Source organism: Bradyrhizobium sp. AZCC 1578, assembly GCF_036924675.1.
In the GTDB taxonomy this organism is placed as follows: domain Bacteria; phylum Pseudomonadota; class Alphaproteobacteria; order Rhizobiales; family Xanthobacteraceae; genus Bradyrhizobium.
Window position 1 is genome coordinate 5800216 of sequence record NZ_JAZHRZ010000001.1, and the last position, 26222, is coordinate 5826437.

Annotated in this window: 25 protein-coding genes and 1 pseudogene; 17 read left to right on the forward strand and 9 right to left on the reverse strand. The window is 62.5% G+C overall.

Annotation, left to right across the window (positions count from 1 at the left end; translation table 11 throughout):
• Positions 1-67 precede the first annotated feature (67 nt).
• The 5 genes from V1290_RS27935 (at position 68) to V1290_RS27955 (ending at position 6661) form a co-directional block, all read left to right on the forward strand.
• Positions 68-334, forward strand: coding sequence for a hypothetical protein (locus tag V1290_RS27935; protein WP_334367350.1), 267 nt, complete (start codon positions 68-70; stop codon positions 332-334).
• A 252-nt stretch (positions 335-586) separates the two neighbouring features.
• Positions 587-2854, forward strand: a complete 2268-nt coding sequence (locus tag V1290_RS27940) for an acyl-CoA dehydrogenase (protein ID WP_334367351.1) — start codon at positions 587-589, stop codon at positions 2852-2854.
• Positions 2854-4137 (forward strand): acetyl-CoA C-acetyltransferase, encoded by a 1284-nt coding sequence (locus V1290_RS27945; protein ID WP_334367352.1) that lies wholly within the window; start codon positions 2854-2856, stop codon positions 4135-4137. Before V1290_RS27940 ends, V1290_RS27945 begins: the two co-directional genes overlap by 1 nt.
• A 2-nt stretch (positions 4138-4139) precedes the next feature.
• Complete coding sequence (locus V1290_RS27950; protein WP_334367353.1) at positions 4140-6236, forward strand: 3-hydroxyacyl-CoA dehydrogenase NAD-binding domain-containing protein; 2097 nt, start codon at positions 4140-4142, stop codon at positions 6234-6236.
• 74 nt (positions 6237-6310) lie between these two features.
• The gene (locus V1290_RS27955; RefSeq protein WP_141686447.1) at positions 6311-6661 is read left to right on the forward strand and encodes an acyl-CoA thioesterase; all 351 of its coding nucleotides are present in this window, start codon (positions 6311-6313) and stop codon (positions 6659-6661) included.
• A 138-nt stretch (positions 6662-6799) separates the two neighbouring features.
• On the opposite strand, the pseudogene V1290_RS27960 reads toward V1290_RS27955, so the two are convergent.
• Positions 6800-7099: pseudogene (locus tag V1290_RS27960) on the reverse strand (glycine zipper domain-containing protein); the annotation flags it as partial.
• A gap of 142 nt (positions 7100-7241) precedes the next feature.
• Between V1290_RS27960 and V1290_RS27965 the strand changes: the two are divergent.
• Positions 7242-7430 (forward strand): hypothetical protein, encoded by a 189-nt coding sequence (locus V1290_RS27965; protein ID WP_334367356.1) that lies wholly within the window; start codon positions 7242-7244, stop codon positions 7428-7430.
• Positions 7431-7454: 24 nt separating this feature from the next.
• Here V1290_RS27965 and V1290_RS27970 read toward each other — a convergent pair whose 3' ends face one another.
• Positions 7455-7910: a nuclear transport factor 2 family protein gene (locus V1290_RS27970; RefSeq protein WP_334367357.1), complete on the reverse strand. Its 456-nt coding sequence runs from the start codon at positions 7908-7910 to the stop codon at positions 7455-7457.
• A gap of 233 nt (positions 7911-8143) precedes the next feature.
• Between V1290_RS27970 and V1290_RS27975 the strand changes: the two genes are divergently transcribed.
• Positions 8144-8986: a DeoR/GlpR family DNA-binding transcription regulator gene (locus tag V1290_RS27975; protein WP_334367358.1), complete on the forward strand. Its 843-nt coding sequence runs from the start codon at positions 8144-8146 to the stop codon at positions 8984-8986.
• Here V1290_RS27975 and V1290_RS27980 read toward each other — a convergent pair.
• Positions 8983-9588, reverse strand: a complete 606-nt coding sequence (locus V1290_RS27980) for a CGNR zinc finger domain-containing protein (protein ID WP_334367359.1) — start codon at positions 9586-9588, stop codon at positions 8983-8985. The two genes, V1290_RS27975 and V1290_RS27980, sit on opposite strands and share 4 nt — an antisense overlap.
• A gap of 88 nt (positions 9589-9676) precedes the next feature.
• On the opposite strand from V1290_RS27980, the gene V1290_RS27985 reads away from it, so the two are divergent.
• Positions 9677-10603: a DMT family transporter gene (locus tag V1290_RS27985; protein WP_334367360.1), complete on the forward strand. Its 927-nt coding sequence runs from the start codon at positions 9677-9679 to the stop codon at positions 10601-10603.
• 84 nt (positions 10604-10687) lie between these two features.
• Here V1290_RS27985 and V1290_RS27990 read toward each other — a convergent pair whose 3' ends face one another.
• Positions 10688-11281, reverse strand: a complete 594-nt coding sequence (locus V1290_RS27990) for a LysR family transcriptional regulator (RefSeq protein WP_334367361.1) — start codon at positions 11279-11281, stop codon at positions 10688-10690.
• Positions 11282-11410: 129 nt separating this feature from the next.
• Between V1290_RS27990 and V1290_RS27995 the strand changes: the two genes are divergently transcribed.
• From V1290_RS27995 to V1290_RS28030, 8 genes are all read left to right on the forward strand, one after another.
• Positions 11411-11794, forward strand: coding sequence for a RidA family protein (locus tag V1290_RS27995; protein ID WP_334367362.1), 384 nt, complete (start codon positions 11411-11413; stop codon positions 11792-11794).
• A gap of 166 nt (positions 11795-11960) precedes the next feature.
• Entirely contained in the window at positions 11961-13505 is a 1545-nt protein-coding gene (glpD, locus tag V1290_RS28000) for a glycerol-3-phosphate dehydrogenase (protein WP_334367363.1), read from the forward strand.
• Positions 13502-14641 (forward strand): ABC transporter ATP-binding protein, encoded by a 1140-nt coding sequence (locus tag V1290_RS28005; RefSeq protein ID WP_334367364.1) that lies wholly within the window; start codon positions 13502-13504, stop codon positions 14639-14641. Before glpD ends, V1290_RS28005 begins: the two co-directional genes overlap by 4 nt.
• Before the next feature lie 12 nt (positions 14642-14653).
• Entirely contained in the window at positions 14654-15739 is a 1086-nt protein-coding gene (locus tag V1290_RS28010) for an ABC transporter ATP-binding protein (RefSeq protein ID WP_334367365.1), read from the forward strand.
• Positions 15739-16641, forward strand: coding sequence for a carbohydrate ABC transporter permease (locus V1290_RS28015; RefSeq protein ID WP_065743369.1), 903 nt, complete (start codon positions 15739-15741; stop codon positions 16639-16641). The genes V1290_RS28010 and V1290_RS28015 overlap by 1 nt, the downstream gene beginning before the upstream one ends.
• Complete coding sequence (locus V1290_RS28020; protein WP_334367366.1) at positions 16641-17447, forward strand: carbohydrate ABC transporter permease; 807 nt, start codon at positions 16641-16643, stop codon at positions 17445-17447. Before V1290_RS28015 ends, V1290_RS28020 begins: the two co-directional genes overlap by 1 nt.
• Positions 17448-17449: 2 nt before the next feature.
• Positions 17450-17776, forward strand: a complete 327-nt coding sequence (locus V1290_RS28025; RefSeq protein WP_334367367.1) for a DUF2160 domain-containing protein — start codon at positions 17450-17452, stop codon at positions 17774-17776.
• Positions 17777-17905: 129 nt separating this feature from the next.
• Positions 17906-19648: an ABC transporter substrate-binding protein gene (locus V1290_RS28030; RefSeq protein WP_334369198.1), complete on the forward strand. Its 1743-nt coding sequence runs from the start codon at positions 17906-17908 to the stop codon at positions 19646-19648.
• 224 nt (positions 19649-19872) lie between these two features.
• On the opposite strand, the gene V1290_RS28035 is transcribed toward V1290_RS28030, so the two are convergent.
• Both V1290_RS28035 and V1290_RS28040 read right to left on the reverse strand, forming a co-directional pair.
• Positions 19873-20973 (reverse strand): alkene reductase, encoded by a 1101-nt coding sequence (locus V1290_RS28035; RefSeq protein WP_334367368.1) that lies wholly within the window; start codon positions 20971-20973, stop codon positions 19873-19875.
• 218 nt (positions 20974-21191) lie between these two features.
• On the reverse strand, positions 21192-21716 hold the full coding sequence (locus tag V1290_RS28040; protein ID WP_334367369.1) for an SPFH domain-containing protein: 525 nt from the start codon (positions 21714-21716) through the stop codon (positions 21192-21194).
• Between the two features lie 1190 nt (positions 21717-22906).
• On the opposite strand from V1290_RS28040, the gene V1290_RS28045 reads away from it, so the two are divergent.
• Positions 22907-23131, forward strand: coding sequence for a DUF6429 family protein (locus tag V1290_RS28045; protein ID WP_334367370.1), 225 nt, complete (start codon positions 22907-22909; stop codon positions 23129-23131).
• A gap of 107 nt (positions 23132-23238) precedes the next feature.
• Here V1290_RS28045 and V1290_RS28050 read toward each other — a convergent pair whose 3' ends face one another.
• From V1290_RS28050 to thiC, 3 genes are all read right to left on the reverse strand, one after another.
• Positions 23239-23517 carry a helix-turn-helix domain-containing protein gene (locus tag V1290_RS28050; protein WP_334367371.1) on the reverse strand — a complete coding sequence of 93 codons (279 nt, stop codon included), beginning with the start codon at positions 23515-23517 and terminating at the stop codon, positions 23239-23241.
• Positions 23518-23743: 226 nt separating this feature from the next.
• Entirely contained in the window at positions 23744-24142 is a 399-nt protein-coding gene (locus tag V1290_RS28055) for a hypothetical protein (RefSeq protein ID WP_334367372.1), read from the reverse strand.
• Between the two features lie 25 nt (positions 24143-24167).
• Positions 24168-26066 (reverse strand): phosphomethylpyrimidine synthase ThiC, encoded by a 1899-nt coding sequence (gene thiC, locus V1290_RS28060; protein WP_334367373.1) that lies wholly within the window; start codon positions 26064-26066, stop codon positions 24168-24170.
• Positions 26067-26222 lie beyond the last annotated feature (156 nt).

The window sequence follows — 26222 nt, forward strand, 5'->3', positions numbered from 1 at the left end:
ACGCTTAAACTGAGCGTTTATTGCGAACGGTCCACCCTTCTTCGCAAGAAGGAAGGCTCGTTCACCAATGCCGATATTCAAATATTTTACCGTCGTAGGATCGACACTGCTCGTACTGCTGTTTGTTTCGAACGCTTACCTCACCGACGACGAAAGCAATTTGCGCTTCGATGGATCGCTGTACGGGAGCGCGCTTTACGCACCTCGCGTGGCAGAAACCCAGGCGACCACGGAGCTTCGCTTTACCCGCGATGTCACGCCTGCCGTTCGCGTCAAGGAAGTATTTGCCGTGTTCGTCCCCAATGAGCGACGCCGCAACAAGCGTGATTCATAACACCGGTGTGCCCGCGGTTGAGGCCGGTGGGCACTCCCGAGCGGCATCCGTTTGGCAACGTTGCCGGTCTCTAAACGCCGGATAATGCAGGCATTTTGGAACGGGCCCGGGCCTCCGCCGTTATCTCCAAGTTCAGTTTCGCTTCATTTCCCGATGCGAAGCGTCTCCGAAACCCGTGCTTTTCAGCTAGGATGAGCCCATGTTTGGTATAGGTGAGGCGAGACGTCGCGCCCTGATCATGAGGAGGTCGCCATGAGCTTCCGCCGCGATTTCATCAGCAAACCGATCTTCGCTTTCGCGCGCGGCGCGATGCCCGCGATGTCCGATACCGAGCGCGAAGCGCTGGAGGCGGGCGATGTCTGGTGGGACGCCGATCTCTTCACCGGCAATCCGGACTGGTCGAAATTGCTGGCTGTCGCGCCGGCGACGCTGACTGAAGAAGAAAAGGCCTTTCTCAACGGTCCCGTCGACGAGCTTTGCGCCATGCTCGACGAGTGGAAGATCAATTGGGAATGGCGTGATCTTCCGCCGGAGGTATGGTCCTTCATCAAGCGCCACAAGTTCTTCGGCATGATCATTCCGAAGGAGTTTGGCGGACTCGGCTTCTCACCTTATGCGCATTCGGAAGTGGTGCGAAAGCTTTCGTCGCGCTCGCTGACCGCCGCCGTCACCGTCATGGTGCCGAATTCGCTCGGCCCCGGCGAGTTGTTGATGCGCTTCGGTACCAAGGAGCAGCAGGATAGATGGCTGCCGCGGCTCGCCGAAGGCGCCGACATTCCTTGCTTCGGCCTGACCAGCCCTGAAGCCGGCTCGGACGCGGCCTCGATGGTCGACACCGGCATTATCTGCAAGGGCAGTTTCGAGGGCCGGGAAGTCATCGGCCTGCGGCTGAACTGGCACAAGCGCTACATCACGCTGGGGCCGGTCTCGACACTGCTCGGTCTCGCTTTCAAGGCCTATGATCCCGATCATCTCGTGGGCCAGCAGGAAGAACTCGGTATTACCGTAGCCCTGATCCCGACCCATCTGCCCGGCGTCGAGATCGGCCGCCGCCATCTGCCGGCGATGCAGATGTTCCAGAACGGTCCGAACTGGGGTCGCGATGTCTTCATCCCGATGGACTACATCATCGGGGGGCAGGAGCGGCTGGGCCAGGGCTGGAAGATGCTGATGACCGCGCTGGCTGCTGGCCGCGGCATCTCGCTGCCGTCGCTGTCCGCCGCGGGGGCGGCGTTTGCGGCACGCACCACCGGCGCCTATGCCCGTATCCGCGAGCAGTTCGGCATCTCCATCGGCAAGTTTGAAGGCATCGAGGAGCCGCTCGCGCGCATCGCCGGCACCGCCTATCTGCTCGATGCCGCGCGGCGGCTGACCTGCGCGGCGCTCAACCAGGGACACCATCCCGCCGTCATCTCCGGCATCATGAAGCTGCACGCCACCGAGCGGATGCGGATCGTGATCGACGACGCCATGGATATCCATGGCGGTAAGGCCGTGATCGACGGGCCGCAGAACTATATGGGCAGCCTCTATCGCGCGGTGCCGGTCGGCATCACCGTTGAAGGCGCCAATATCCTCACGCGAAATCTCATCGTGTTCGGGCAAGGTGCGATCCGCGCTCATCCATTCCTGCTCGACGAAATGAATGCGCTGGGTGAAGCCGATCGGCCTAAGGGCTTGGACGCCTTCGACAAGGCGTTCTGGAGTCATGTCGGCCACAGCTTCAGGACCATGTTCCGTGCCTGGGGCCGAAGCTGGACCTTCGGCCTGTTTGCGCCGGCACCCGATGCCGGCGAGGCAACGCGATTCTATCGCCAGCTCTCGCGCTATTCCGCAGGCTTCGCGCTGTGCTCCGACATGGCGCTGTTGACGCTTGGCGGCGCACTCAAACGCAAGGAAATGCTCTCGGCCCGGTTCGGCGACATTCTGTCCGAACTGTATCTGCTGTCCGCCGCGCTGAAACGCTGGCAGGACGAGGGGCGGCAGAAGGAAGATTTCGCCGCGCTCGAATGGTGCATGGCGACCGGCTTCAAGACCATCGAGAACCGCTTTGCGGAAATTCTGGCCAATCTGCCGAACCGGTTCGTGGCGGTGATCCTGAAATTCCTGATCCAGCCGTTCGGTGCGCGCGTGCTCGGCCCCTCCGACCGCATCGTGCATCAATGCGCGCAGCTCGTGCTGGAGCCATCGGCTGCGCGCGACCGGCTCACCTCCGATCTGTCAGCCGTCGATGATGATGGCGGCATCGCCCGACTGGAGAAGGCGTTCCGGCTGGTGGCGGCTGCGGACGACGTCGCAAAGCAGATGCGCGCCGCGCGGCTGCATGACTGGAGAGAGGCGGTGAAAAAGGGTGTCATCACTCAGGCCCAGGGCGAGAAGCTGCAGGCGGCACATGAAGCCGTTGCCAAGGTGATCGAAGTCGACGATTTCGCGCCCGAGGCGTTGTCGCCGATTTACAGCAAGGGGGCCGACGTGCATCAGTTCTTCCAGGAACTGGGTGAACAGAGGGCGGCAAGCTGATGGCGCGACCGGTCTTTATCGTCGACGGCAGCCGGACGCCGTTCTTGAAAGCGCGCTCCGGCCCCGGGCCCTTCACGCCGGTCGATCTCGCCGTGCAATGCGGCCGGCCGCTTCTGGCGCGGCAGCCATTCGCACCGACCGCCTTTGATCAGGTCATTCTCGGCTGCGTCAACGTCATCGCCGACGAGATGAATCCGGCCCGTGTCGCCGCGCTGCGGCTCGGCATGGGCGAGAAGATGGTCGCCTTCACCGTGCAAATCAATTGCGGCTCCGGCATGCAGTCGATCGACACCGGTTATCGTTACATCCGCGAGGGCGTCTCCGACCTGATCCTAGCAGGCGGCGCCGAAGCGCTGAGCCATGCCCCGCTGGTCTGGCCGCAACAGGGCGTGCGCTGGTTCGCAGGGCTTGCAGGAGCAAAAGGCATCGGCGCGAAAGCCATGGCTGCGCTGAAAGTGAAGCCCGGCTATTTCAAACCGATTATTGGGCTTGAGCGCGGCCTGACCGATCCCATCACCGAACTCAATATGGGTCAGACCGCCGAAGTGGTCGGCCATCTCTTTGGCATCACCCGCGCGCAATCGGATGCCTATGCCGCCGAAAGTCACAAGCGACTCGCAAAGGCGCAATCGCAGGGCTGGCTCAAAGATGAAGTAGAGACCGCATTCGCGCGCGACGGAAAGTTCTACGATCACGACGATGGCGTGCGGCCGGACTCGACACCGGAGAGCTTGGCAAAGCTGAAGCCGGTGTTTGAGCGTCCCTGGGGTAAGGTCACCGCCGGCAATTCCTCGCAGATCACCGATGGCGCGTCCTGGGTGATCCTGGCTTCCGAAGAGGCCGTTGCCAAGCACGGTCTGACGCCGAAGGCGGTCATCCTCGACAGCCAGTGGTCGGCGCTCGATCCCGGCATCATGGGCCTGGGGCCGGTGCTGTCGGCGACGGAGCTTCTCAAGCGCAACAAGCTGACGCTTTCGGATATCGAGAGCTGGGAATTGAACGAGGCGTTTGCGACGCAGGTGCTGGGCTGCCTCGCCGCCTGGAACGACGAAAAATTCTGCAAGGAGATTCTCGGCCTCGACGGCGCGGCGGGCGAGCTCGATCAGACGAAGTTGAACGTCGATGGCGGCGCGATCAGCCTCGGCCATCCCGTAGGCTGCAGCGGCAATCGCATCGTGCTGCATTTGGTCAACGCCATGAAGCGATTGGGCACCAGGCGCGGCATCGCCACCGAATGTATCGGCGGCGGGCAGGGCGGCGCGATGTTGATAGAGACGGTGTGAGCATGGATAGCCAGATCATGAACGTTCTCGGCGATCGCGTGCTCGAACTCGGGCCGGAGCCTGACGCTGAGCGCCCGTACAAGAATTTCAGGCTGACCCGCGATGGCGACGGCGTCGCCTGGCTCTTGTTCGATCGCGAAGGCACCAGCGCCAACACGCTTTCCGCCGATCTGATCGAGGAACTCAGCAAGGTGTTGTCCGAGCTGGAAACCGCGCGGCCGACCGGTCTCGTCATCCGCTCCGCCAAAAAATCCGGCTTCATCGCCGGCGCCGACGTCAACGCCTTTCGCGGCGCCACCGATGTGGCGGCAGTCGAGGCTGAGATCGGCCGCGCGCATGCCGTGATCGATCGGCTCGAAGCCTTGCGCGTTCCGAGCGTGGCCGTGATCCACGGCTTTTGCCTCGGCGGCGGCCTCGAAGTGGCGCTGGCCTGTCAGATGCGGATCGCGATCGAGGACGCGCGGTTTGGCTTCCCCGAGGTGATGCTCGGCCTGCACCCCGGTCTCGGCGGCACCGTACGTTTCACGCAGCTTGTCAATCCGATGCAGGCGATGCCGCTGATGCTGACCGGCAAGACCATCGATGCCCGCCGCGCAAAATCGCTCGGGCTGGTCGATGCCGTGACGCAGGAGCGGCATGTCTTGAATGCCGTGAAGGATGCCGTGTCCGGCCGCTTGAACCGCGCGAAGCCCGGGTTTCTCAACTCCGTTCTCAGCCTCGGCCCGATCAAGGGCTTTCTCGCCTCGCGCATGCGCCGCGAGGCCGGCAAGGCGGCGCGCGAGGAGCATTATCCCGCGCCCTATGCGCTGATCGATCTCTGGGAAAGGCACGGCGGCGACCGGCGGGCGATGCTGAATGCGGAGAAAGCGTCTTTCGCCAGATTGATGGTGACGCCGACCGCGCAAAACCTGATCCGCGTGTTCTTCCTGCGCGAGCAGATGAAGAAGCTCGCGGGATCCGGCAACAGGATCGAGCATGTTCACGTCATCGGCGCCGGCGCCATGGGTGGCGACATCGCCGCCTGGTGCGCCGGCCAGGATTTGCGGGTGACGCTCGCTGACATGAAGCCGGAGCCGATTGCAGGCGCGATCAAGCGCGCTGCCGATCTCTACGGCAAGATCCTGCGCAAGCGAACTGCCGTGCGCGATGCGCTGGACCGGCTGATGCCGGACATGCAGGCCGAGGGCGTCCGCAACGCCGATCTCATCATCGAGGCGGTGCCGGAAAAGCTGGAGCTGAAGCAGAAGGTCTATGCCGACCTCGAACCGAAGATGAAGCCCGGCGCGATTCTTGCTACCAACACGTCGAGCATCCCGCTGCAGGACCTGCGCACCACGCTGCAAAAACCCGAGCGGCTTCTCGGGCTACACTTCTTCAATCCGGTCTCGCGGCTGCAACTCGTCGAAGTCGTCAGCCATGACGGCACCGATGCGCAACTCCTGAAGGAGGCGCTCGCCTTCGTCGGCGCCATCGACCGGTTGCCGCTGCCCGTAAAATCGTCGCCCGGCTTCCTCGTCAACCGCGCGCTGACGCCCTACATGCTGGAAGCGATGCTGATGCTGGACGAGAAGATCGACAAGACGGTCATCGACGCCGCCGCGAAAAAATTCGGCATGCCGATGGGCCCGATCGAACTCGCCGACCAGGTCGGCCTCGACATCTGTCTCGACGTCGGCGACATGCTGCGCTCGAAGTTCGGTGACGCGCTTCCGCCGACGCCGGCCTGGTTGCGTGAGAAGGTTGCCAGAGGCGAACTCGGCCGTAAGGCGGGCAAGGGCTTTTACACCTGGAAGGGCGACAAGGCCGATACCTCATCAGGCCTGCCCGCGACATCGGAACCCTCGGCGGAAATGATCGACAGGCTGATCCTGCCGATGTCGAATGTCTGTGTCTCCTGCTTGCGCGAAGGCATCGTCGACGATGCCGACGCGGTCGACGGCGCCGTCATCTTCGGCACCGGCTACGCGCCGTTCCGCGGCGGTCCCCTGAACTATGCGCGAACCCGAGGGATAGAGAACGTGGTCTCGACGCTGCGGGCGCTTACGGAAAAATTCGGCGGAAGATTTGCGCCGGATGCTGGTTGGGAGAATTTCAAGTGAACGAACCCCGTCTGCACGCGCCGGTCTCGACCGAGAGCGAGACCCGCGGTGATCTCTGCATTCGCACGCTGGCGATGCCGGCCGACACCAACGCCAATGGCGACATCTTCGGCGGCTGGCTCTTGAGCCAGATGGATATCGGCGGCGGCGTTTTCGCTTCCAAGATCGCGAAATCGCGCACGGTGACGGTCGCGATCGAGGCGATGAATTTCCGCAAGGCCGTCTATGTCGGCGACCTCGTTTCGGTCTACGCCAATCTGGTGCGGGTCGGGCGCACCTCGATCACGGTGCATCTCGAAGCCTGGGTCGTGCGCCGCAAGGAGTTGCAACAGATCCTGGTGACCGACGGCAACTTCACCTACGTCTCGATCGACGACAACGGCCGTCCGCAGCCGGTCAGTCCGGACGGCGTGATCAAGACCTAAATCTTACGGGCAGGGACGCTCGTAGCCGTCACGGCCGATGAAGGTGCCGCGGCGCGGGTCATAAGTCTGCGAGCGCATGCAGCGCGGCGTGTCGTCGTAATACCGGGGCGGCGGGGGTGCGTATTGCGCCTGGACGCCGCAATAGCGCGGCGAAACTTCCTGCCACCCGCCGGGCTGCTCCACGTAGCAACCGCCCTGATAGTAGCGATAGCCGCCGGGCCGCGGCTCGCCCTGGGCGCCGATCGCAGCACCCGTCGTCGCCCCGACGATCGCGCCAACCGCCGCACCGCGGCCGCCGCCGAGCGCGCCGCCGACAATCGCGCCCGCCGCGCCGCCGAACAGTGCGCCGCCGAGCGTGCTTTCCTGCGCCGCCGCCTCCTGGAGCGGCGCGCAAGCCGCAAGGGCGACCAGCATCGAGAGCGCGAATTTCGGTATCATGTCAGTTCTCCGGCCATTTGAACGATTCGCTAGCGTGTTCCGAGCCAGCTTTGGCATAGGTTGGCCTTGCGGCGCAACGGCGGAAGCAGGAACAATTGCCCGTCCAACCCGTTGTAGGCCCGGAATAAATCGAGGCTGGGCCATGTCGGACACCTACATCATCGAAGTCGGCTCGCAGCCGGCCGGGATTATCGTGCGCGCTCCCGGCGGCTATCAGTTCTTCGCCGCCTCGCACCGTTTCAACCGGTTGGAAGGACAGATATTTCGCAACGCGCGCGAGGCCGAGCGTGCGGCCTACCATCTTGTCAGCGGGATGACGCTGGCGGCATAACCGCCAGCGCCAGTCTTCCGGCGGTCAGAGCTTGGTGGCCGACCGCGACAGCAGCTTCCAGTCCGAGCCCTGTTTCTGCCAGTTCATCAGGATGTGCAGGTTCTGCGGCGTCTTCTTGCCGTCGGTGAACTCCTGCTCGCCGACGAAGTTGAAGCGCACGATGGCCGCCGGGCCGACGACACGGATCGTGGGGTTCTTGTATTCAAGCGAGGTCCATTTGTATTTCGCATTCTTGACTCCCGCCAGCAGTGCTGCCTTGTCGTCGACAGATCCGCTGGAGTGGCTGTAGCTGAGTTCTTCCGCGCAGAGCGGGGCGATCCCCTCGGCATTGCCGGCCGCCTGCGCTGCACGGAAGGCTTCGACGTTCTTCGCGATGGCATCCTCGTCCGCGCCGGCAAAAGCGGGGACCACGCTCATGAGCCCAACCCCAAGCCCAAGTGCGAGTACGGGCAAGGCGAGCTGACGGCGATCGATCTTCATGGTTTCCTCCATTCGTTTCTGGTTGTGATCACAGTGTCGCCGCCACAAATTGCTTTGTCGAGCGGCCGCACGCATGGTGCTCGCATGGCTTCGGGCGCGGTTGCCTTAACCAGGATTCGTTGTTTCGCCCTGCCAAACGCCTTTGCGGCCTATCTACCTCGTTGACCGCGCTCCTAATCAGCCGCACCATAACGGCATCTTTGTGCCCAAGTCTGTTCTTCAGGGGTGCTGCCATGGCCGGATTGTCCCACCGTCAGACTGAAATCCTCAACATCGCCCGCGCCTTTGGCCGGGTGATGGTGGAAGACCTCGCCAAGCGTTTCGAGGTTTCGGCGCAGACCATCCGAAAAGACCTCAACGACCTCTGCGACCAGCGCTCGCTGACGCGCATCCATGGCGGCGCCATTATCGCCTCCGGCGTGGAGAACCTCGCCTATGAGGCGCGGCGCTTCGTGGCGGCAGAGGAAAAGCGGGCGATCGGCGTGGCCGCTGCATCACGGATTCCGAACGGCTGCTCGCTGTTCATCAACATTGGCACCACGACGGAAGAAGTCGCGAGCGCGCTGACCTCGCATGAGGACCTACTCGTCATCACCAACAACCTCAACGTCGCGATGCTTTTGTACCGGCATCCGCGCATCGAGGTGATCGTGGCGGGCGGCGCGGTGCGCCGTGCCGACGGCGCGGTGATCGGCTCGACCGCGATCAGCCTGATCGGCCAGTTCAAGGTCGACTACGCCATCATCGGGGCGTCTGCGATCGACGAGGAGGGCGCGCTCCTGGACTTCGACTATCGCGAGGTGCAGGCGGCGCAAGCGATCATCGCCAACGCCCGCAGCGTCATGCTGGTCGCGGATTCCACAAAACTCCGCCGCAGCGCGCCGGTGCGCATCGCCCATCTCAGCCAGATCCAGACCTTTGTGACTGACGCGCCGTTGCCGGCAGGTCTTGCCAGTATCTGCAGCCACCGCGGCATCGAGGTGGTCCAGGCGATGGAGAAGCCGGCGGCGGATATCGACGATCCTGCTACTGAGCCTGCCGCGGCCACGACCGCCGCGCCTATCCGCTTGCGCTAGTTTCTGGCCGCGGCGCGTCGTCGCCGCTGTTTTTCACGATTGCCGCACCCGATCATGCTGCACCATTGCCGGCGCTGACTCTTGCTCGTGTCGAGGTAATAGACATCGCAATCAGCGGCAGCGCATTTTCGGATTCTCGTGCGCTCCTCATCGACCAGTAAAGATTCGATCGCCAGCGCGCAGGCATGCAGCGGAATTTCGGGTGTCCGCGGCGAACACCAGCGGTATCTGACCAATCCTCCCGACCGCGAACCGACCAGCGCTCGGGCAGCGTGGGCGGCCTTGATCGCGGCAGCGAGGGCGTCCAGGTCCGGCTGCCGCGTCGGCCGTCCCGAGACTTTCCCTGCCAGGATGTCGTGAAGGTGCTCGCGAAGCCTGCGCGCGCCTTTCACGATGCGATCGGGCGCCGGACCACGCAGCCGCAGCAGCGGCTTAACAATCGGTGGCTCGATAAGTCCAGCCAATTCAGCGAACCGTACCAGGTCATGGTAAGTCGCGAGATTTTCGATCGGCTCGTCAGAGGGCCGCTCATCCAGCGTATTCACGAAATCGAGAGCTGGATGTCCGCCACTCCATTCGAAACCATTGCCGCGGTTGTTCATCTCGTCCTTGTTCGGTGGCTCGTTCTGGCGTAACCATTAAAATGCTCTATTCGGGTTATCATTCCTGCGACCTTGATGGAAGTAGATCATGTCCGAGTTGGCCGCCGATCGGCGCGTGCCCGGGAATTACGTTCGCGGGGCTCTCTACGGACTCGCGGCCGTAAGCATCTGGTCGGGTTGGATTGTTGTGGCTCGGCTCGGGCTAAAGACGAGCCTTACGCCGTGGGACATCGCGGCGCTTCGTTTCGGCGTGGCCGGCGTGCTCCTGCTGCCTTATGTGCTGCAGAAGGGTCTCGCGTTCGAACGCTTGGGGTTGATCGGATTGGCGGCAATCGTGCTTGGCGGTGGCGCTCCCGTGCTGCTCGCCAACACCGGTCTGCTGTTCGCCCCTGCGGCCCATGCCGGTGCCCTGTTTCCCGGAGTGATGCCGCTGGCGGTTGCTATTTTGGCTGCGGCCTTCCTGCACGAAGCGTTCATGGGCGCGAAAAAGATCGGCTTCGCGCTGATCATGATGGGTGTCGCCGGCATCGCATGGAGCACGGCCGGGGCGATCGATCCGAAGCAGACAATGGGACACGCGCTGTTCATCGCCTCCGCGTTTGCGTGGGCCTGCTACACGGTGGCGATGCGGCGGGCGCGGCTTGATGGATTGCATGCTGCAGGCATCGCCGCGGTCGGTGCCTCGATGCTCTATGTCCCCGTCTACGTTCTTGCGGAGGGCACAAGCCTTGGCAGGGCATCTTTGGGTGACGTTGCTCTTCAGGCATTTGTGCAGGGCGTTCTGACGGCGATTGTTTCGCTGGTTTTTTACGGACGCGCGGTCAGCTTGCTCGGCGCTTCAAGCGGGGCCGCCTTTGCCTCACTATCCCCCGTGATGACGGCGGTGATGGCCATACCGATTCTCGGGGAATGGCCGGTGACGCTGGACTGGATCGCTATCGCCTCGATCTCGGCCGGTGTTTACGTCGTGAGCGGCGGACCGCTGCCGGGCCGGGCCTACTCGGATTCTGCGTAGGCAGCATCTGCAGCCACCGCGGCATCGAGGTGGATTCCGGCGGCGAGCCGGCTTCGACCGTGGTCCGGCTGAAGTAGCGGGCGATTATCCGGGCGAGCCGAGCAGCGATCTCGTCTTCAGGAATTCCCGACACTTGGCGAGGCCGGGCCAAACGACAAGAGAAGCCTGCGCATGGGGTAAGAAAGCCTGGTGCAGATTCAGCAACTCCGCATGCATTCCCGGGTAAGGGCCCGGTCCCGGACGCAGGATCGCATCCAGCGCGCCACTTAAGAGGTCTGCGACATCGTCGGTCGAGGTTATCAGAACATAGTCCGGCGACCGTTCTGTGTTCGCAAGTTTCGCCAACAGGCCATCCGGGTCGTCCGTCAAGTTCGGAGAGACACCAAGCCGCAACGCCTTGGTCGGCAATGTGCGGGCGACAGCATCCGCAGCCGCCGACATGCGCTCGAAGGCATCGCTGATGGTGGGCAGCATGGCCTCGCCGTGGCCGGTGAGCGTGAGGCCACGGGGCATGCGCTGAAACAGCGGAACTCCCAGGATCTGCTCCAGATGCTTGATCTGCTGGCTGACGGCGCCCGGCGTTACCGAAAGCTCCTGCGCAGCCAGTTTGAAGCTGAGATGACGACCGGCAGCCTCGAAGGCTCGCAGTCCGTTGAGCGGAGGCAGTCTGTAGCTCACCAGGATTCCATCCATAGGCGTTAGGCGCGCGCAGATTAGAAAATCTGACTCAACTGTCCAGGAAAAATGGTTTGTGCGCGACGAGTGCACCGGTGCACGAGATGATGTTTCGAGAACAGGAGAGACCTAATGCACATCCGACGCATCAATGCCGAAACAGTCACCGTGCCGACGACTGGCTACAGCCAGGCGCTAGAGGTCAGCGGTCACACCCGTCTGCTTTTTGTAAGTGGCCAGATTCCGCTGGGCATCGACGGCACTGTGCCTGAGGGCTTTGAAGCGCAGTGCAGGCTTGCGTGGCGAAATGTCGAGGCTCAGCTCAAGGCAGCCGGCATGACCCTCGACAATCTGGTCATGCACCGGACCTACCTTGCCGACCGGCGCTACGCCCTCGTCAATCGCTCCGTGCGAAACGAGGTACTTGGTGGACGGGAAACAGCGCTGACGGTGGTTATCGCTGGTATCTTCGACGAGGCGTGGCTTCTCGAAGTCGAGGCCGTGGCCGCGGGCTGATACCGAAACCCAATGCGCCGCGGCCTGTGCGGCCAAACCTGAACTTACCCTCAAGTAGGAAGCCCGGTTCCCCGCTTTCGACTTGCTTTCGTTTTTCTTTGTGATTAACTCCCATCCGAAAGCAAAATCGCCGAAGCGAAGAGGCGATCGCCGGGGAAGCGTTTCGTTGGATCGGATATTCGACCTCGCCATCATCGGAGGCGGCATCAATGGCTGCGGCATCGCGCGCGATGCGGCGGGCCGAGGTAATTCCGTTTTCCTGTGTGAAATGAACGACTTGGCGAGTGGAACGTCGTCCTGGTCGACCAAGCTGGTGCATGGCGGGCTGCGCTATCTCGAATATTACGAGTTCCGCCTGGTCCGCGAGGCGCTGATCGAGCGCGAAATCCTTTGGCAGATCGCGCCTCACATTATCAGACCTTTGCGTTTCGTTTTGCCGCACCACGCTGGCTTGCGGCCGGCCTGGCTGCTCAGGTTAGGGTTGTTCCTGTACGACCACATCGGCGGCCGTCATCTCCTGCCGCCGACGCGTTCGGTCGATCTCCTCCATGACGAGGTGGGCAAACCCTTGATCGCCAACCGCTACAGAAGAGGCTTCGAATATTCCGATTGCTTCGTCGATGACGCGCGCCTTGTCGTGCTCACCGCACGCGACGCGGCCGATCGCGGCGCCGAAATCCACACCCGCTCGCGCGCTGTCGAGATCCGGCAGCTGGATGGCATCTGGCACGTGACCGTCGAGAAAGCCATCAGCGGCGAGCGCTCGACCATCCAGGCGCGCGCGCTGGTCAATGCCGGCGGCCCATGGGTCGAGCAGGTGCTGTCGTCGGGCTCAGGCGTCAACGCGCGGGCAAAGGTGCGGCTGGTGCAGGGCTCCCACATCGTGGTGCGCAAGCTCTATGAGCACGACCGCGCCTACATCTTCCAGAATGCCGACGGCCGCATCATCTTCGTCATCCCCTACCAGGACGACTTTACGCTGATCGGCACCACTGATCGGGACTACGACGGCGACCCGGCCAAGGTGAAAGCCAGCCCTGAGGAGATTCAATATCTCTGCGCCTCCGCCAGCGAGTATCTGAAGAAGCCGGTGCTGCCCGCGGATGTGGTCTGGACTTATTCCGGCGTCCGCCCGCTCTATGATGACGGCGCCAGCGAGGCCAAGGCCGCGACCCGCGATTACGTGTTCGAACTCGATACGCCCGGCGGTGCGCCGCTGTTGTCGATCTATGGCGGCAAGATCACGACCTATCGGCGGCTCGCCGAGGAAGCACTGGAACGGCTTTCGCCATATTTGAGCAGCGACAAAGCGAAAGAGGGCTGGACAGGCAACGCGCCGCTGCCTGGCGGCAACATGGATGTTTCGGCGGTCGCTGCGCTGACGGCGGAACTGACGCGGAAGTATCCGTTCCTCACCTCGGCGCATGCCAACCGGCTCGCGCATGCCTATGGCACGCGCGCGACAAAATTGCTCGGCCATGCGAAATCATTGGCTGATCTAGGCCAAGCGTTTGGCGCTACCTTGACCGAAAGCGAGGTCCGGTACCTGATTTCGACCGAGTGGGCTTGCAGCGCCGAAGACGTGGTGTGGCGAAGGTCTAAACTCGGCTTGCGGCTGTCGGCCGATGAAATCGCCGTGCTGGACGAATGGATCAAGGCCAACAGCGCCTCCGGTGAACGTGCCTTGCGCGAAGCGGGAGGGCGGGCATGAGCGTCACCCTCGAACACGTCACGCGAACCGTGGACGGCATGGCGACCATTCGCGACGTCTCGCTGACGCTGGAGCGCGGCACGCTGAGCGTGCTGCTCGGGCCGACGTTGTCGGGCAAGACCTCGATCATGCGGCTGCTCGCCGGTCTCGACAAGCCGTCAACCGGTCGCGTGCTGGTCGACGGCAACGACGTCACCGGCGCCGATGTGCGGCAACGCTCGGTTGCGATGGTCTATCAGCAGTTCATCAATTATCCGTCGCTGACGGTGTACGAGAACATCGCCTCGCCGCTACGCGTGCAGGGCAGGCCCCGCGAGGAGATCGACCGGCGCGTGCAGGAGGCCGCGAAACTCTTGCGGCTCGAGCCCTATCTAAAGCGCACGCCGCTGCAGCTTTCCGGCGGCCAGCAGCAGCGAACGGCGATCGCGCGTGCGCTGGTCAAGGGCGCCGACCTCGTGCTGCTCGATGAGCCGCTCGCCAATCTCGATTACAAGCTCCGCGAGGAGCTGCGCACCGAACTGCCGCGTATCTTCGAGGCGTCGGGCGCGATCTTCGTCTATGCCACGACTGAGCCCTCGGAGGCGCTGCTGCTCGGCGGCAACACGGTGTGCATGTGGGAAGGTCAGGTCCTTCAGGCCGGCAATACATCGCAAGTCTATCGCCGTCCCGATACGCTGCGGGTCGCACAGGTATTTTCAGATCCTCCGCTCAACATCGTCGGTATCGAGAAGAAGAACGGGCAGGTCGCATATGCCGGTGGTATCCAGGCGCCGGCCGCCGGGCTCTATGCGCAGCTTTCCGACGGCCCCTATCGCGTCGGCTTCCGCGCCCACCAGCTCGAAGTGGCGAACGGCATCGCCGGCCGCCACGCGTTTCATGCCACCGTCACCGTGACCGAGATCACCGGCTCGGAAAGTTTCGTGCATCTCAGCCGCGACGCTTCCAACTGGGTTGCCGTGCTGCCGGGCGTGCATGAATATGAGCCCGGCCAGACGCTCGATGCCGTGCTCGATCCCGACAATGTCTTCGTGTTCGACGCCGCCGATCGCCTGGTCGCAGCGCCAGCCCTAGCGTTTTCAAGCGAAATGCGTAGCGTTTCGCATGGAGAAAACGCATCAAAAGCCAACAGCATGTGAGGGAGATGCGATATGGCACGCATTGACCTCGTCGATCTCGCGCATTCCTACGGCGGCAATGACGCTGCGCCCGAATCCTTTGCGTTGAAGCCGGTGACCATGACCTGGCGGCAGGGCGGGGCCTACGCGCTGCTCGGCCCCTCCGGCTGCGGCAAGACCACGCTGCTCAACCTGATTTCCGGCATCGTCACGCCGTCGCGCGGAAAAATCCTGTTCGACGGCGCCGATATCACGCCGCTGTCAACCCAGAAGCGCAATATCGCGCAGGTGTTCCAGTTCCCGGTGATCTACGACACCATGACGGTCGGGCAGAACCTCGCATTCCCGCTGCAGAACCGCGGCGTGCCGAAGGCAGAGGTCGACGCGCGGGTGAGGCAGATCGCCGATCTCCTCGATCTGACGTTCTATCTCGACCGCAAGGCGACGCGCCTGACCGCGGATGCCAAGCAGAAGATTTCGCTCGGCCGCGGCCTGGTCCGTTCCGATGTCGCAGCGGTGCTGTTCGACGAGCCGCTGACGGTGATCGATCCCGAATTAAAGTGGCAGTTGCGCTCGAAGTTGAAAGCGCTGCATCGCGAACTCGATCTCACAATGATCTACGTCACCCATGACCAGACCGAGGCGCTGACTTTTGCCGATACGGTGGTGGTCATGCATGACGGCCGCGTGGTGCAGAGCGGCACGCCGGCCGAACTGTTTGACAAGCCCGCGCATACATTCGTGGGTTACTTTATCGGCTCGCCCGGCATGAACATCGTGCCGGCTGTCGTGAGCGGGCATGAGGCCCGCATCGACGGCCACATCATCGGCCTGCACCGCAATTACGGCGTGCTGCCGGCGAGCGCGAAGATTGAAATCGGCGTGCGGCCGGAATTCGTCAATATCGCCGCTCCCGCGTCCGGCCTGCTATCGGCCGCGATCGAACGGATCGACGATCTCGGTCGCGCCCGCTTCGCCCGCGTTCGCATCGGCGACGCCAAGTTTGCCGCGCGCGTGCCGCCGGGATTCTCCGTGCCCGACAACATGGTCGGGCTGGTGTTCGATCCCGCTCATGTTCACGTCTATGCCGACAGCCGTCTGGTCGAGGGGGTTGCCTGATGGACAAGATCGTCAACCAGAAAGCCTGGTTCCTGGTGCTGCCGGTATTCGCGGTGGTCGCGTTCTCCGCGATTCTGCCGCTGATGACGGTGGTGAACTATTCGATGCAGGACACGTTCGGCAACAACCAGTTCTTCTGGAACGGCGTCGGCTGGTTCAAGGAGCTGCTCGATCCCTCGACCGATCTCGGCGGCCGCTTCCTGGCCTCGCTTGGCCGCAATCTGTTGTTCTCGGCCATCATCCTGGCGATCGAAGTGCCGCTCGGCATCGTGGTGGCGCTGTCGATGCCGCGCGAGGGCTGGACCGTTGCCGTATGTCTTGTGATCCTCGCTTTGCCGCTGCTGATTCCGTGGAACGTGGTCGGCACGATCTGGCAGATTTTCGGCCGGCCCGATATCGGCCTGCTCGGCTATACGCTCAACAGCCTCGGCTTCGACTACAATTACGTCTCCAACGAGTTCGATGCCTGGGCGACCGTCATCGTGATGGACGTGTGGCACTGGACCAGTCTCGTCGCCCTGCTGTGCTATGCCGGGCTGAAGTCGATCCCGGACGCGTATTACCAGGCGGCTCAGATCGACGGCGCCTCGCGCTGGGCGGTGTTCAAGGCGATCCAATTGCCGAAGATGAACCGCGTGCTGCTGATCGCCGTGCTGCTGCGCTTCATGGACAGTTTTATGATCTACACCGAGCCGTTCGTCGTGACCGGCGGCGGTCCGGGCAACTCGACCACCTTCGTTTCGATCGAATTGGTCAAGATCGCGCTCGGGCAATTCGACCTCGGCAAGGCTGCCGCTCTCTCGCTCGTCTACAATTTGATCATCCTGATCGTGTGCTGGGTATTCTACACCGTCATGACCAATGCCGGGGCCGAACGTCCCGCCAAGCAGGGAGGCGCGTGATGCATTCGATTCCCGGCCGCCGACTCATCATCTCGCTGTTTTTGATCTTCCTGCTGTTGCCGATCTACTGGCTCGTCAACATGAGCTTCAAGACCAATGCCGAGATCGTCACCACGATGACGCTGTGGCCGCACCAGCCGACGCTGGAAAACTACAAACGCATCTTCACCGATGAGAGCTGGTATTCCGGCTACATCAACTCGCTGACCTACGTGATCATCAACACTGTGATCTCGATCGCGGTGGCGCTGCCGGCCGCCTACGGCTTCTCGCGCTACCGCTTCCTCGGCGACAAGCATCTGTTCTTCTGGCTGTTGTCGAACCGCATGGCGCCGGCCGCGGTGTTCGCGCTGCCGTTCTTCAATCTCTACTCGGCGATCAACCTGTTCGATACGCCATGGGCGGTCGCGCTGGCGCACTGCATCTTCAATGTGCCGCTGGCGGTCTGGATTCTCGAAGGCTTCGTCTCGGGCGTGCCGCGCGAGATCGACGAGACCGCATTCCTCGACGGCTATTCGTTCCCGCGTTTCTTCGTCAAGATCCTGGTGCCGCTGATCGCGAGCGGCATCGGCGTCGCCGCGTTCTTCTGCTTCATGTTCTCCTGGGTCGAATTGCTGCTGGCGCGTACCTTGACGTCGGTCAACGCCAAGCCGATCTCCGCGATCATGACCCGCACGGTCTCAGCCGCGGGCATGGATTGGGGGCTACTGGCGGCAGCCGGCGTGCTCACCATCATCCCCGGTGCCTTGGTGATCTGGTTCGTCCGCAACTACATCGCGCGCGGTTTTGCGCTGGGCAGGGTGTAGCCATGGAAAACATCGCATGGATGGCCTGGACGCTGCCGACCGCGATCTTCTTCGTGATGCTGGCGCTGACGCTCGGCGTGATGACATGGCTTGGGATTGCGTATCCCGAAGCCGAGCGCGTCGGCATCCTGCGCATTCCGACCACGCGCGGCGACCGGCTTTTCATTTCGCTGGTGCTTGCCGCCGTCATCCATCTGTTGTGGATCGCCTTTGTCGGCACCGATCCGCTTCTGACGCTGCCGATCGGGGAGGGCGTTGAGATTTCGAGCCTGTGGCTCGCAACCCTGATTTCGCTCGTTTCGGCCGTTGCGATCTTTCGCACGGTCTGAAACGGCGGAAAAAGACAGATCCGGGATCAACCCGGGCCTGAATATGTGTTTGTCGCTGCAACCGGAGGATCCAACATGCGACGCTTGAGAGGAAGGAATGGTCCCTTGACCAAGGAGAGCTTTCTGACGATGACCAGCGCGGCTGCGCTGATCGCCGCATCCGTGACCATTGCCGCACCTGCGCGTGCGGATGACGCCGTCAATCAAAGGTGGATCGACAGCGAATTCCAGCCCTCGACGCTGTCGAAGGCGGACCAGATGAAGGAGTTGCAATGGTTCGCCAAGGCCGCCGAGCCCTTCAAGGGCATGGAAATCAACGTCGTGTCGGAAACGATCACGACGCATGAATATGAATCGCGGACGCTGGCGAAAGCCTTCACCGAGATCACCGGGATCAAGGTCAAGCACGACCTGATCCAGGAGGGCGACGTCGTCGAAAAGCTGCAGACCCAGATGCAGTCCGGCAAGAACGTCTATGACGGCTGGATCAATGATAGCGACCTGATCGGCACCCACGTCCGCTACGGCCAGACCGTGATCCTGTCGGACTACATGACGGGCGAGGGCAAGGACGTCACCAACCCGCAACTCGACGTCAACGACTTCATCGGCAAATCCTTCACCACGGGCCCGGACGGCAAGCTCTATCAGCTTCCCGACCAGCAGTTCGCGAACCTGTATTGGTTCCGTTACGACTGGTTCTCCAATCCGGAATACAAGGCCAAGTTCAAGGCCAAGTATGGCTACGAGCTCGGCGTTCCCGTGAACTGGTCGGCCTATGAGGACATCGCCGAGTTCTTCACCAACGACATCAAGGAGATCAACGGCGTCAAGGTCTATGGCCACATGGACTATGGCAAGAAGGATCCCTCGCTCGGCTGGCGTTTCACCGACGCGTGGCTGTCGATGGCCGGCAACGGCGACAAGGGCATCCCGAACGGTAAGCCGGTCGACGAATGGGGCATCCGCATGGAAGGCTGCCGTCCGGTGGGTTCTTCCGTCGAGCGCGGCGGTGACACCAACGGTCCGGCGGCGGTCTATTCGATCACCAAGTATCTCGACTGGATGAAGAAGTATGCCCCGCCGCAGGCGCAAGGCATGACCTTCTCCGAATCGGGACCGGTGCCGGCACAAGGTGCGATCGCCCAGCAGATCTTCTGGTACACTGCCTTCACCGCCGACATGGTGAAGCCCGGTATTGCGGTCGTGAACGCGGACGGCACGCCGAAGTGGCGCATGGCGCCGTCGCCGCACGGCTCGTACTGGAAAGAGGGCATGAAGCTCGGCTACCAGGACGCCGGCTCCGCGACGCTGCTGAAGTCGACCCCGCCCGATCGCCGCAAGGCGGCCTGGCTCTATCTGCAGTTCATCAACTCCAAGACGGTCAGCCTGAAGAAAAGCCATGTCGGCCTCACCTTCGTGCGTGAATCCGACATCTGGGACAAGTCGTTCACCGAGCGCGCGCCGAAGCTCGGCGGCCTGATCGAGTTCTACCGCTCGCCCGCGCGCGTGCAGTGGACCCCGACCGGCAACAACGTGCCTGACTATCCGAAGCTCGCGCAATTGTGGTGGCAGAACATCGGCGATGCATCGTCCGGTGCAAAGACGCCGCAAGCTGCGATGGATGCGCTGGCCGCAGCGCAGGACTCGGTGCTCGAGCGTCTCGAGAAGAGTGGCGTGCAGAAGGAGTGCGGGCCGAAGCTGAACAAGAAGGAGACGGCCGAGTTCTGGTTCGCCAAGGCCGAGAAAGACAAGACCATCGCGCCGCAGCGCAAGCTGGCGAACGAGAAGCCGAAGGGCGAGACCGTCGACTACGACGCGCTGATCAAGTCGTGGCCGGCCACGCCCCCGAAGCGGGCGGAGGCGAAGTGACATCGTAGATGTCATGGCCGGGCTTGACCCGGCCATCCACAAACAAAACCAAAGGCCGGGAGCGATCCCGGCCTTTTTTCTTTCGGCCGTCATTGCGAGGAGCGAAGCGAAGCAATCCATCTCGCTGCAAGCGGAGACGTGGATTGCTTCGCGGAGCCTGTCATCCGGCGGCGCTTTGCGCCGACCGGGTGGCTCGCAATGACGGGGAGAGGGCGTCGCGTCTCTCACTCCGCCGCTTGCGCCGCTGCCAACGTCGGATAATCAGTGTATCCCTTCGCGCCTCCGCCGTAGAACGTCGCCTTGTCCCACTCATTCAGCGGCGCGCCCTGCTTCAGCCGCTCGACCAGGTCAGGGTTCGAGATGAACGGCTTGCCGAAGGCGATCAGGTCGGCGGCGCCGGCTTCGAGCACTTTCGTCGCGAGGTCGAAGTCATAGCCGTTGTTGGCGACGTAGGCTCCGCCAAAGCGCTTGCGCAAGGACGCGTAATCGAACGGAGCGATATCGCGCGGGCCGCCGGTCGCGCCTTCGATGACGTGGATGTAGCTCAGCTTCAGCGCGCTGAGCCCATCCACGATATGATCGAACAGCGGCTGCGGATTGGAATCGGACACGTCGTTGGCCGGCGTTACCGGCGAGATGCGGATGCCGGTGCGCTCGGGGCCTGCGATCGCGGCCACCGCCTGCGACACTTCCAGCATCAGCTTTGCGCGGTTCTCGATTCCTCCGCCGTAAGCATCCGTGCGCTTGTTGGTGCCGTCCTTGGCGAATTGGTCGAGCAGGTAGCCGTTGGCGCCGTGGATCTCGACGCCGTCAAAACCGGCGGCCATCGCGTTCTCGGTGCCGCGCTTGAAGTCGTCGATGATCCCTGGAATTTCCGACAGCTCCAGCGCGCGCGGTTCGGAGATTTCGGTGAAGGTGCCGCCCACAAATGTCTTGCCCTTGGCGCGGATCGCCGAAGGCGCAACCGGCTTGCCGCCGTCGGGCTGCAGCATGGTGTGCGAGATGCGGCCGACATGCCAGATCTGGATGAAGATGCGCCCGCCCTTTTCGTGCACGCGGTCGGTGACCTTGCGCCAGCCTTCGACCTGCTCCTTCGAATAGATGCCGGGCGTGTCCTGATAGCCCTGGCCCTGCTGCGAAACCTGGCTCGCTTCGGTGATGAGAAGTCCTGCGGAAGCGCGCTGGCCGTAATAGTCGACCGCAAGCGGGCTCGGCACCATGCCGGGCGGCACCGCGCGGTTGCGGGTCAGCGGCGCCATCACGAGGCGGTTGGGGAGCGTAATCGGGCCAAGCTTGAAGGGCTCGAACAGTTTGGTCTGGCTCATGTCGGAGATGTCCGGATGGATGATGATAAAGAAGAGTTGGGCATTGCCGGCAATTCTCGCAATCCCCGAGCCATTCGACGTGCGCAGACGAGCTGCGCACGGTACCGGCCGCGCCGGTGTCGAGCAGTAGCGTTTGCGTGCCGCCGTAGGATAATTGTTTCGAAACCGGCATCGGCGCAGCATAGGCAACCTCTCTACGGGTGCCGGATCACATTGGTTCAGGCTTCCTTCATCAAGCTCTGGTGTGCGGCAAATCCCATGCGCCTGTTCTCCAATTCCGCGATCAGCCCTGCGGAATCGACTTGCAGCAGCTCGAACGTCAGGCATTCGCAACCGATGGCGCGGAGCACCTGACTAGCGGCTTTATGGGCGCTATTGCTGAAGCTCTGGTGGTCCATCTGAATTTCCAGGCGGGACTTTCGGTTGCACACCGCTTTCGCGACCGATTGCAGGCGGATGAAGATCTCGTCCCGGTAGTTCTGGGTGCTTTCGAAAGCGGCCCTGGGATCGACGATTTTCGTCCGGACGACATAGACGAGGTTGACGGCAAAGCGATCGGCGGACACCGCGCCTTGCGTGAACCGAAACACTTCGGAGCGCAAATCGATCCGCGCCAATTGGCGGCTGCCGGCGCGGATCCGATGCCGGCCGGGCATCAGGGCCTTTTCAAAACGCCCGTTCCGGTAGAGCAGCACGGTTTCGAACTGCTGCACGCAGACCCGATCGAAGCCGAGCAGCGCCATCACCCCTTTTCTGAACAGGGTCGAAATCCAGGTCCATGCGCCGGCGATTAGAACGATTACAATCAAAGAAAAAACGATAGAGCCCAGAAGTTCACCCACTTTTATCCTTCCCTGCCGTGTTTTTATCTCGTTGGCCGATACCGCGATATCAGCTCTTCTCTTGGCTCTTCCTGCGTCGAAAATAAGTCATTCTATCTGAAGTAGAACGGTTAATCGAAAAAAGCTTGGCTCTCCCCGCCATTTGGATTTCCGATCGGCGCATCATGACGACCGATGGCCCGGCCTTCCCCGTCGTCCCTGCGAACGCAGGGACCCATAGCCACCGCTCTTGTTTTGTCGGCGGGATAGCGGCTCCGGCTTCATTTCCCAGTTCGCATTTGTGGTTATGGGTCCCTGCGTTCGCAGGGACGACACACTGAAGACGACACACTGAATATGCCTCCGCATTCTCGCGACGCATTGCGCCCGAGGTTTTGCTCTCAACCTCCCGCCATCAATGAGAGGGCGCAGGGAAGACCGGGTGCTTGCTGCACCCGCGATCTCGTGTGCAATTGCGCATAGCAAAAGCGCACACGAGCATACAGGTACAGCGGGAGCATCCCGGCCTTCCCTGCGCAATGGCTTTACGGCTTACTTCGTGCTCTTCCTCGGAGAACGGCTCTTTTGCCTCCGTCGCCGGCGGGATACCCCCCGCCAACTTAACGCCAGCACCGCGGCGCCCGAACCACACGACTTCGCTGTACGCTTCCTGCGCGTACGTCTAGCGCCTTCCGCGTCCATCGCATCTCACCGCACGTTCGTGACGATCGCGAGCGCCCCTCAATGGGTGAGAGGGGCGCAGTTATGCAGATGATTTGCCCGTGATGTTAAGCGGAATATTTTTGATTCCTGGGCTTGACGTGATTTCTGATAATCAGAAGTGATTTGCCCCGTCGCGTTGCTTTGCCGCAGTCGCATTGAAGTTTCGCTTGGGGCGCGCCGCAAATCAGTTCGCGGTTCGTAGGGTGGGCAAAGGCGCAAAGCGCCGTGCCCACCATCGTGCAACGCGATCGGTGATGGGATGGTGGGCACGGCGCTGCGCGCCTTTGCCCACCCTACGAATCTGCGAATCGCGAACGTACCGGATGGCGATTGCGTCCCGCGCGCTGCGGGCTACGATAGGGCCAACATCGCGCGACGAGAGGTTCACGATGGCCATCAACACGGACAAGCTCGATGACACCGCACTGGCACTGCTCTATTTGACCCTGCATGACGGCGACCGGGCATGGAAGGGGTTTGCCTGGAGTGTGCTCGGCCGCCTGCACGAAAAAGGCATGATCCACGATCCCGTCGGCAAGGTGAAGTCGGTGGTCTTCACGCATGAGGGGCTGGAGCGGGCGAAGCGACTGTTCAAGGAATTGTTCGAGGAATAGCGCGGCGTCGCGTAGGATGGGTATCGCTTCGCGAAACCCATCGCTATCCCAGCGCCGTCCCGACGACCCGGTTCAACCATCAAACAACGTGAGTTGCGCGGCGCTCTCTAGCTATGCGCGGGAATGTCGGCCCCATCCGTCCCATACTGCCGGATCTTGTTGCGCATGGTGCGCACCGAAAGTCCGAGTAGGCGCGCGGCATGGGTGCGGTTGCCGTGGCAACTCGCCAGCGTCTGCAGCACGAGCTCGCGCTCGATCGCCTCGACCGTCGAGCCGATCAGCATAGGTATGATTTCGTGGGGTGAGGGTTGAGAATCCGACAGCGGAATCTCGGGCACGGGGACACAGTCCACGCCAAGGTAAAGGTCATTATACTCGCGGGGCATCTACACCTCCCGATCGACGCTTGCTCCGGAACGCGGAGCAGAAACATCAGGAATCACTTCCCCCAGCCGCGGGAAGCGTGGGCGCGAATGGTTAACGGAAGGTTAATAGCCACGTGTCTGCATCAGTAGACCATGTGGAGAGGAGATGTAGCCCGCATGAGCGCAGCGATATGCGGGACTGATTCCCGGATGTCGCTACGCTCATCCGGGCTGCGGTTGCAACTCGCTACCGCGCCCGCTCCTTCGCCCGTTCTTCGGCTGTCACTGCTTCTGCAGGCTTACTCGACCGGACCATCAGAAACGTCCCGGAGTCCGCCGTCCCCGGCACCTTCCAGCGCCCGTCGATTTCCGTCGCCTCGGCATTGACGACGCCCTCATAGGACACGGCGCCATAACCGTGGCCGGGCGGCTCGTAACGCTTGATGAACGAGACGGCACTGCCGGATCGATGACCGGCAATCGACGCGTTATGGGTGCTGATCGGGCAGCCGGGCACCGTGCAGGGTTCGGTCACGTTTCCCGTGAGCGCGCCACCGGATTCGATGAGCGTCGCCAGAAACGTGACCATTCCAACGTGCCGCTGAACATAGGTGCCGTCCCAGATACCGGTCAGACTGTCGGTCATTGCGGCCTGGACGCGTGCGCAGTCCTCATAACACCCGATTGCTCTCCTTCACCTTTTCCGCATCCAGATAGAGATCGCTCCCCATCTCCTTGAACTTGGCGCTCATCGCTGCCATCCCATCCTCAATCGTCCCACTCACCGACATGCCCACGCTCGCCGGATCATTCAGCGTTGCCGCATAGTCCCGCACGTCCTGCGTGATCTTCATCGAGCAGAACTTCGGGCCGCACATCGAGCAGAAGTGGGCGACCTTGTGGGCTTCCTTCGGCAGCGTCTCGTCGTGAAAACTCTTTGCCGTATCGGGATCGAGGCCGAGGTTGAACTGGTCGGTCCAACGGAAGTCGAAACGGGCGCGGGAGAGCGCGTCGTCGCGCAGTTGCGCGGCGGGGTGGCCCTTGGCCAAGTCAGAGGCGTGGGCGGCGATCTTGTAGGTGATGACGCCGGTTTTGACGTCGTTGCGGTCGGGGAGACCCAGATGCTCCTTCGGCGTGACGTAGCAGAGCATGGCGCAGCCGAACCAGCCGATCATGGCGGCGCCAATGCCTGAGGTGATGTGGTCGTAGCCCGGCGCGATGTCGGTGGTCAGCGGCCCAAGCGTATAGAACGGGGCTTCGCCGCATTCCTTGAGCTGCTTGTCCATGTTGATCTTGATCTTGTGCATCGGCACGTGGCCGGGGCCTTCGATCATCACCTGGCAGCCCTTGTCCCACGCGATCTTCGTCAGTTCGCCGAGCGTCTCGAGCTCCGCGAATTGCGCGCGGTCGTTGGCGTCGGCGATCGAACCGGGACGCAGGCCGTCGCCGAGCGAGAACGAAACGTCATACTTGCGCATGAGGTCGCAGATCTCGTCGAAATGCGTGTAGAGGAAGCTTTCCTTGTGATGCGCCAGGCACCACTTCGCCATGATCGACCCGCCGCGCGACACGATGCCGGTGACGCGGTTGGCGGTGAGGTGGATGTAGGGCAGGCGCACGCCGGCGTGGATGGTAAAATAGTCGACGCCCTGTTCGCACTGCTCGATCAGCGTGTCCTTGTAAAGCTCCCAGGTCAGCTTGACTGGATCGCCCTCGCACTTCTCCAGCGCCTGGTAGATCGGCACGGTGCCGATCGGCACAGGCGAGTTGCGCAAGATCCATTCCCGCGTCGTGTGGATGTTGCGCCCCGTGGAGAGGTCCATCACGGTGTCGGCGCCCCAGCGGATCGCCCACACCATCTTGTCGACTTCCTCTTCCACCGAGGAGGTGACAGCGGAGTTGCCGATATTGGCGTTGATCTTGGTCAGGAAGTTGCGGCCGATGATCATCGGCTCGAGTTCGGCGTGGTTGATGTTGGATGGGATAATGGCGCGGCCGCGCGCGATCTCGGAGCGGACGAATTCCGGCGTGATGAAGGCGGGCACCGACGCGCCAAAGCTTTCGCCGTCGGCTAGGGCTGCTTCCGCGCGCTCGAGCTGCTTTTTGCGGCCGAGGTTTTCGCGCTCGGCGACGTAGATCATCTCCTTGGTGATGATGCCGGCGCGGGCGAACTCGAGCTGGGTGATCTTGTGGCCGTCGAGGCCGCGGATCGGCTTGTGATGCGCCGTGAAGGCCTTTGCGGCGTGCGAGGCGCCAACATTGCCGTTATCTTCCGGCCTGATCGCGCGGCCCTCATATTCCTCGACGCCGCCGCGCTCCTTCACCCAGGCGAGGCGGTTGCGGGGGAGACCGGCGTTGACGTCGATCACGACGGAGGGGTCGGTATAGGGGCCGGAGGTGTCGTAGACCGGCAGGTTCGGTTCGCCCGCGGCTTCCGAGAGGATGATTTCGCGCAAAGGCACGCGCAGGTCGGACGCGGCGTCCGGCGTAGAAAAGATTTTTCGCGACGAGGGCAGGGGCCCGGTGGTGACGGCGGGCAGCGTGGTGTCGGGGTTGGAGCGAATGTTCATTTCGTATCCTCCGTTATCTTGTTGTCATTCCGGACGGCCCGACCTTCGGATTCATCCGGTAGCGAATGTGTGGCGCGAGCCCCCACCCGTCGCGCGCTGACGCGCGCGCCACCCTCCCCCGCAAGCGGGAGAGGGTAACGAGAACTCGCGGCGCTC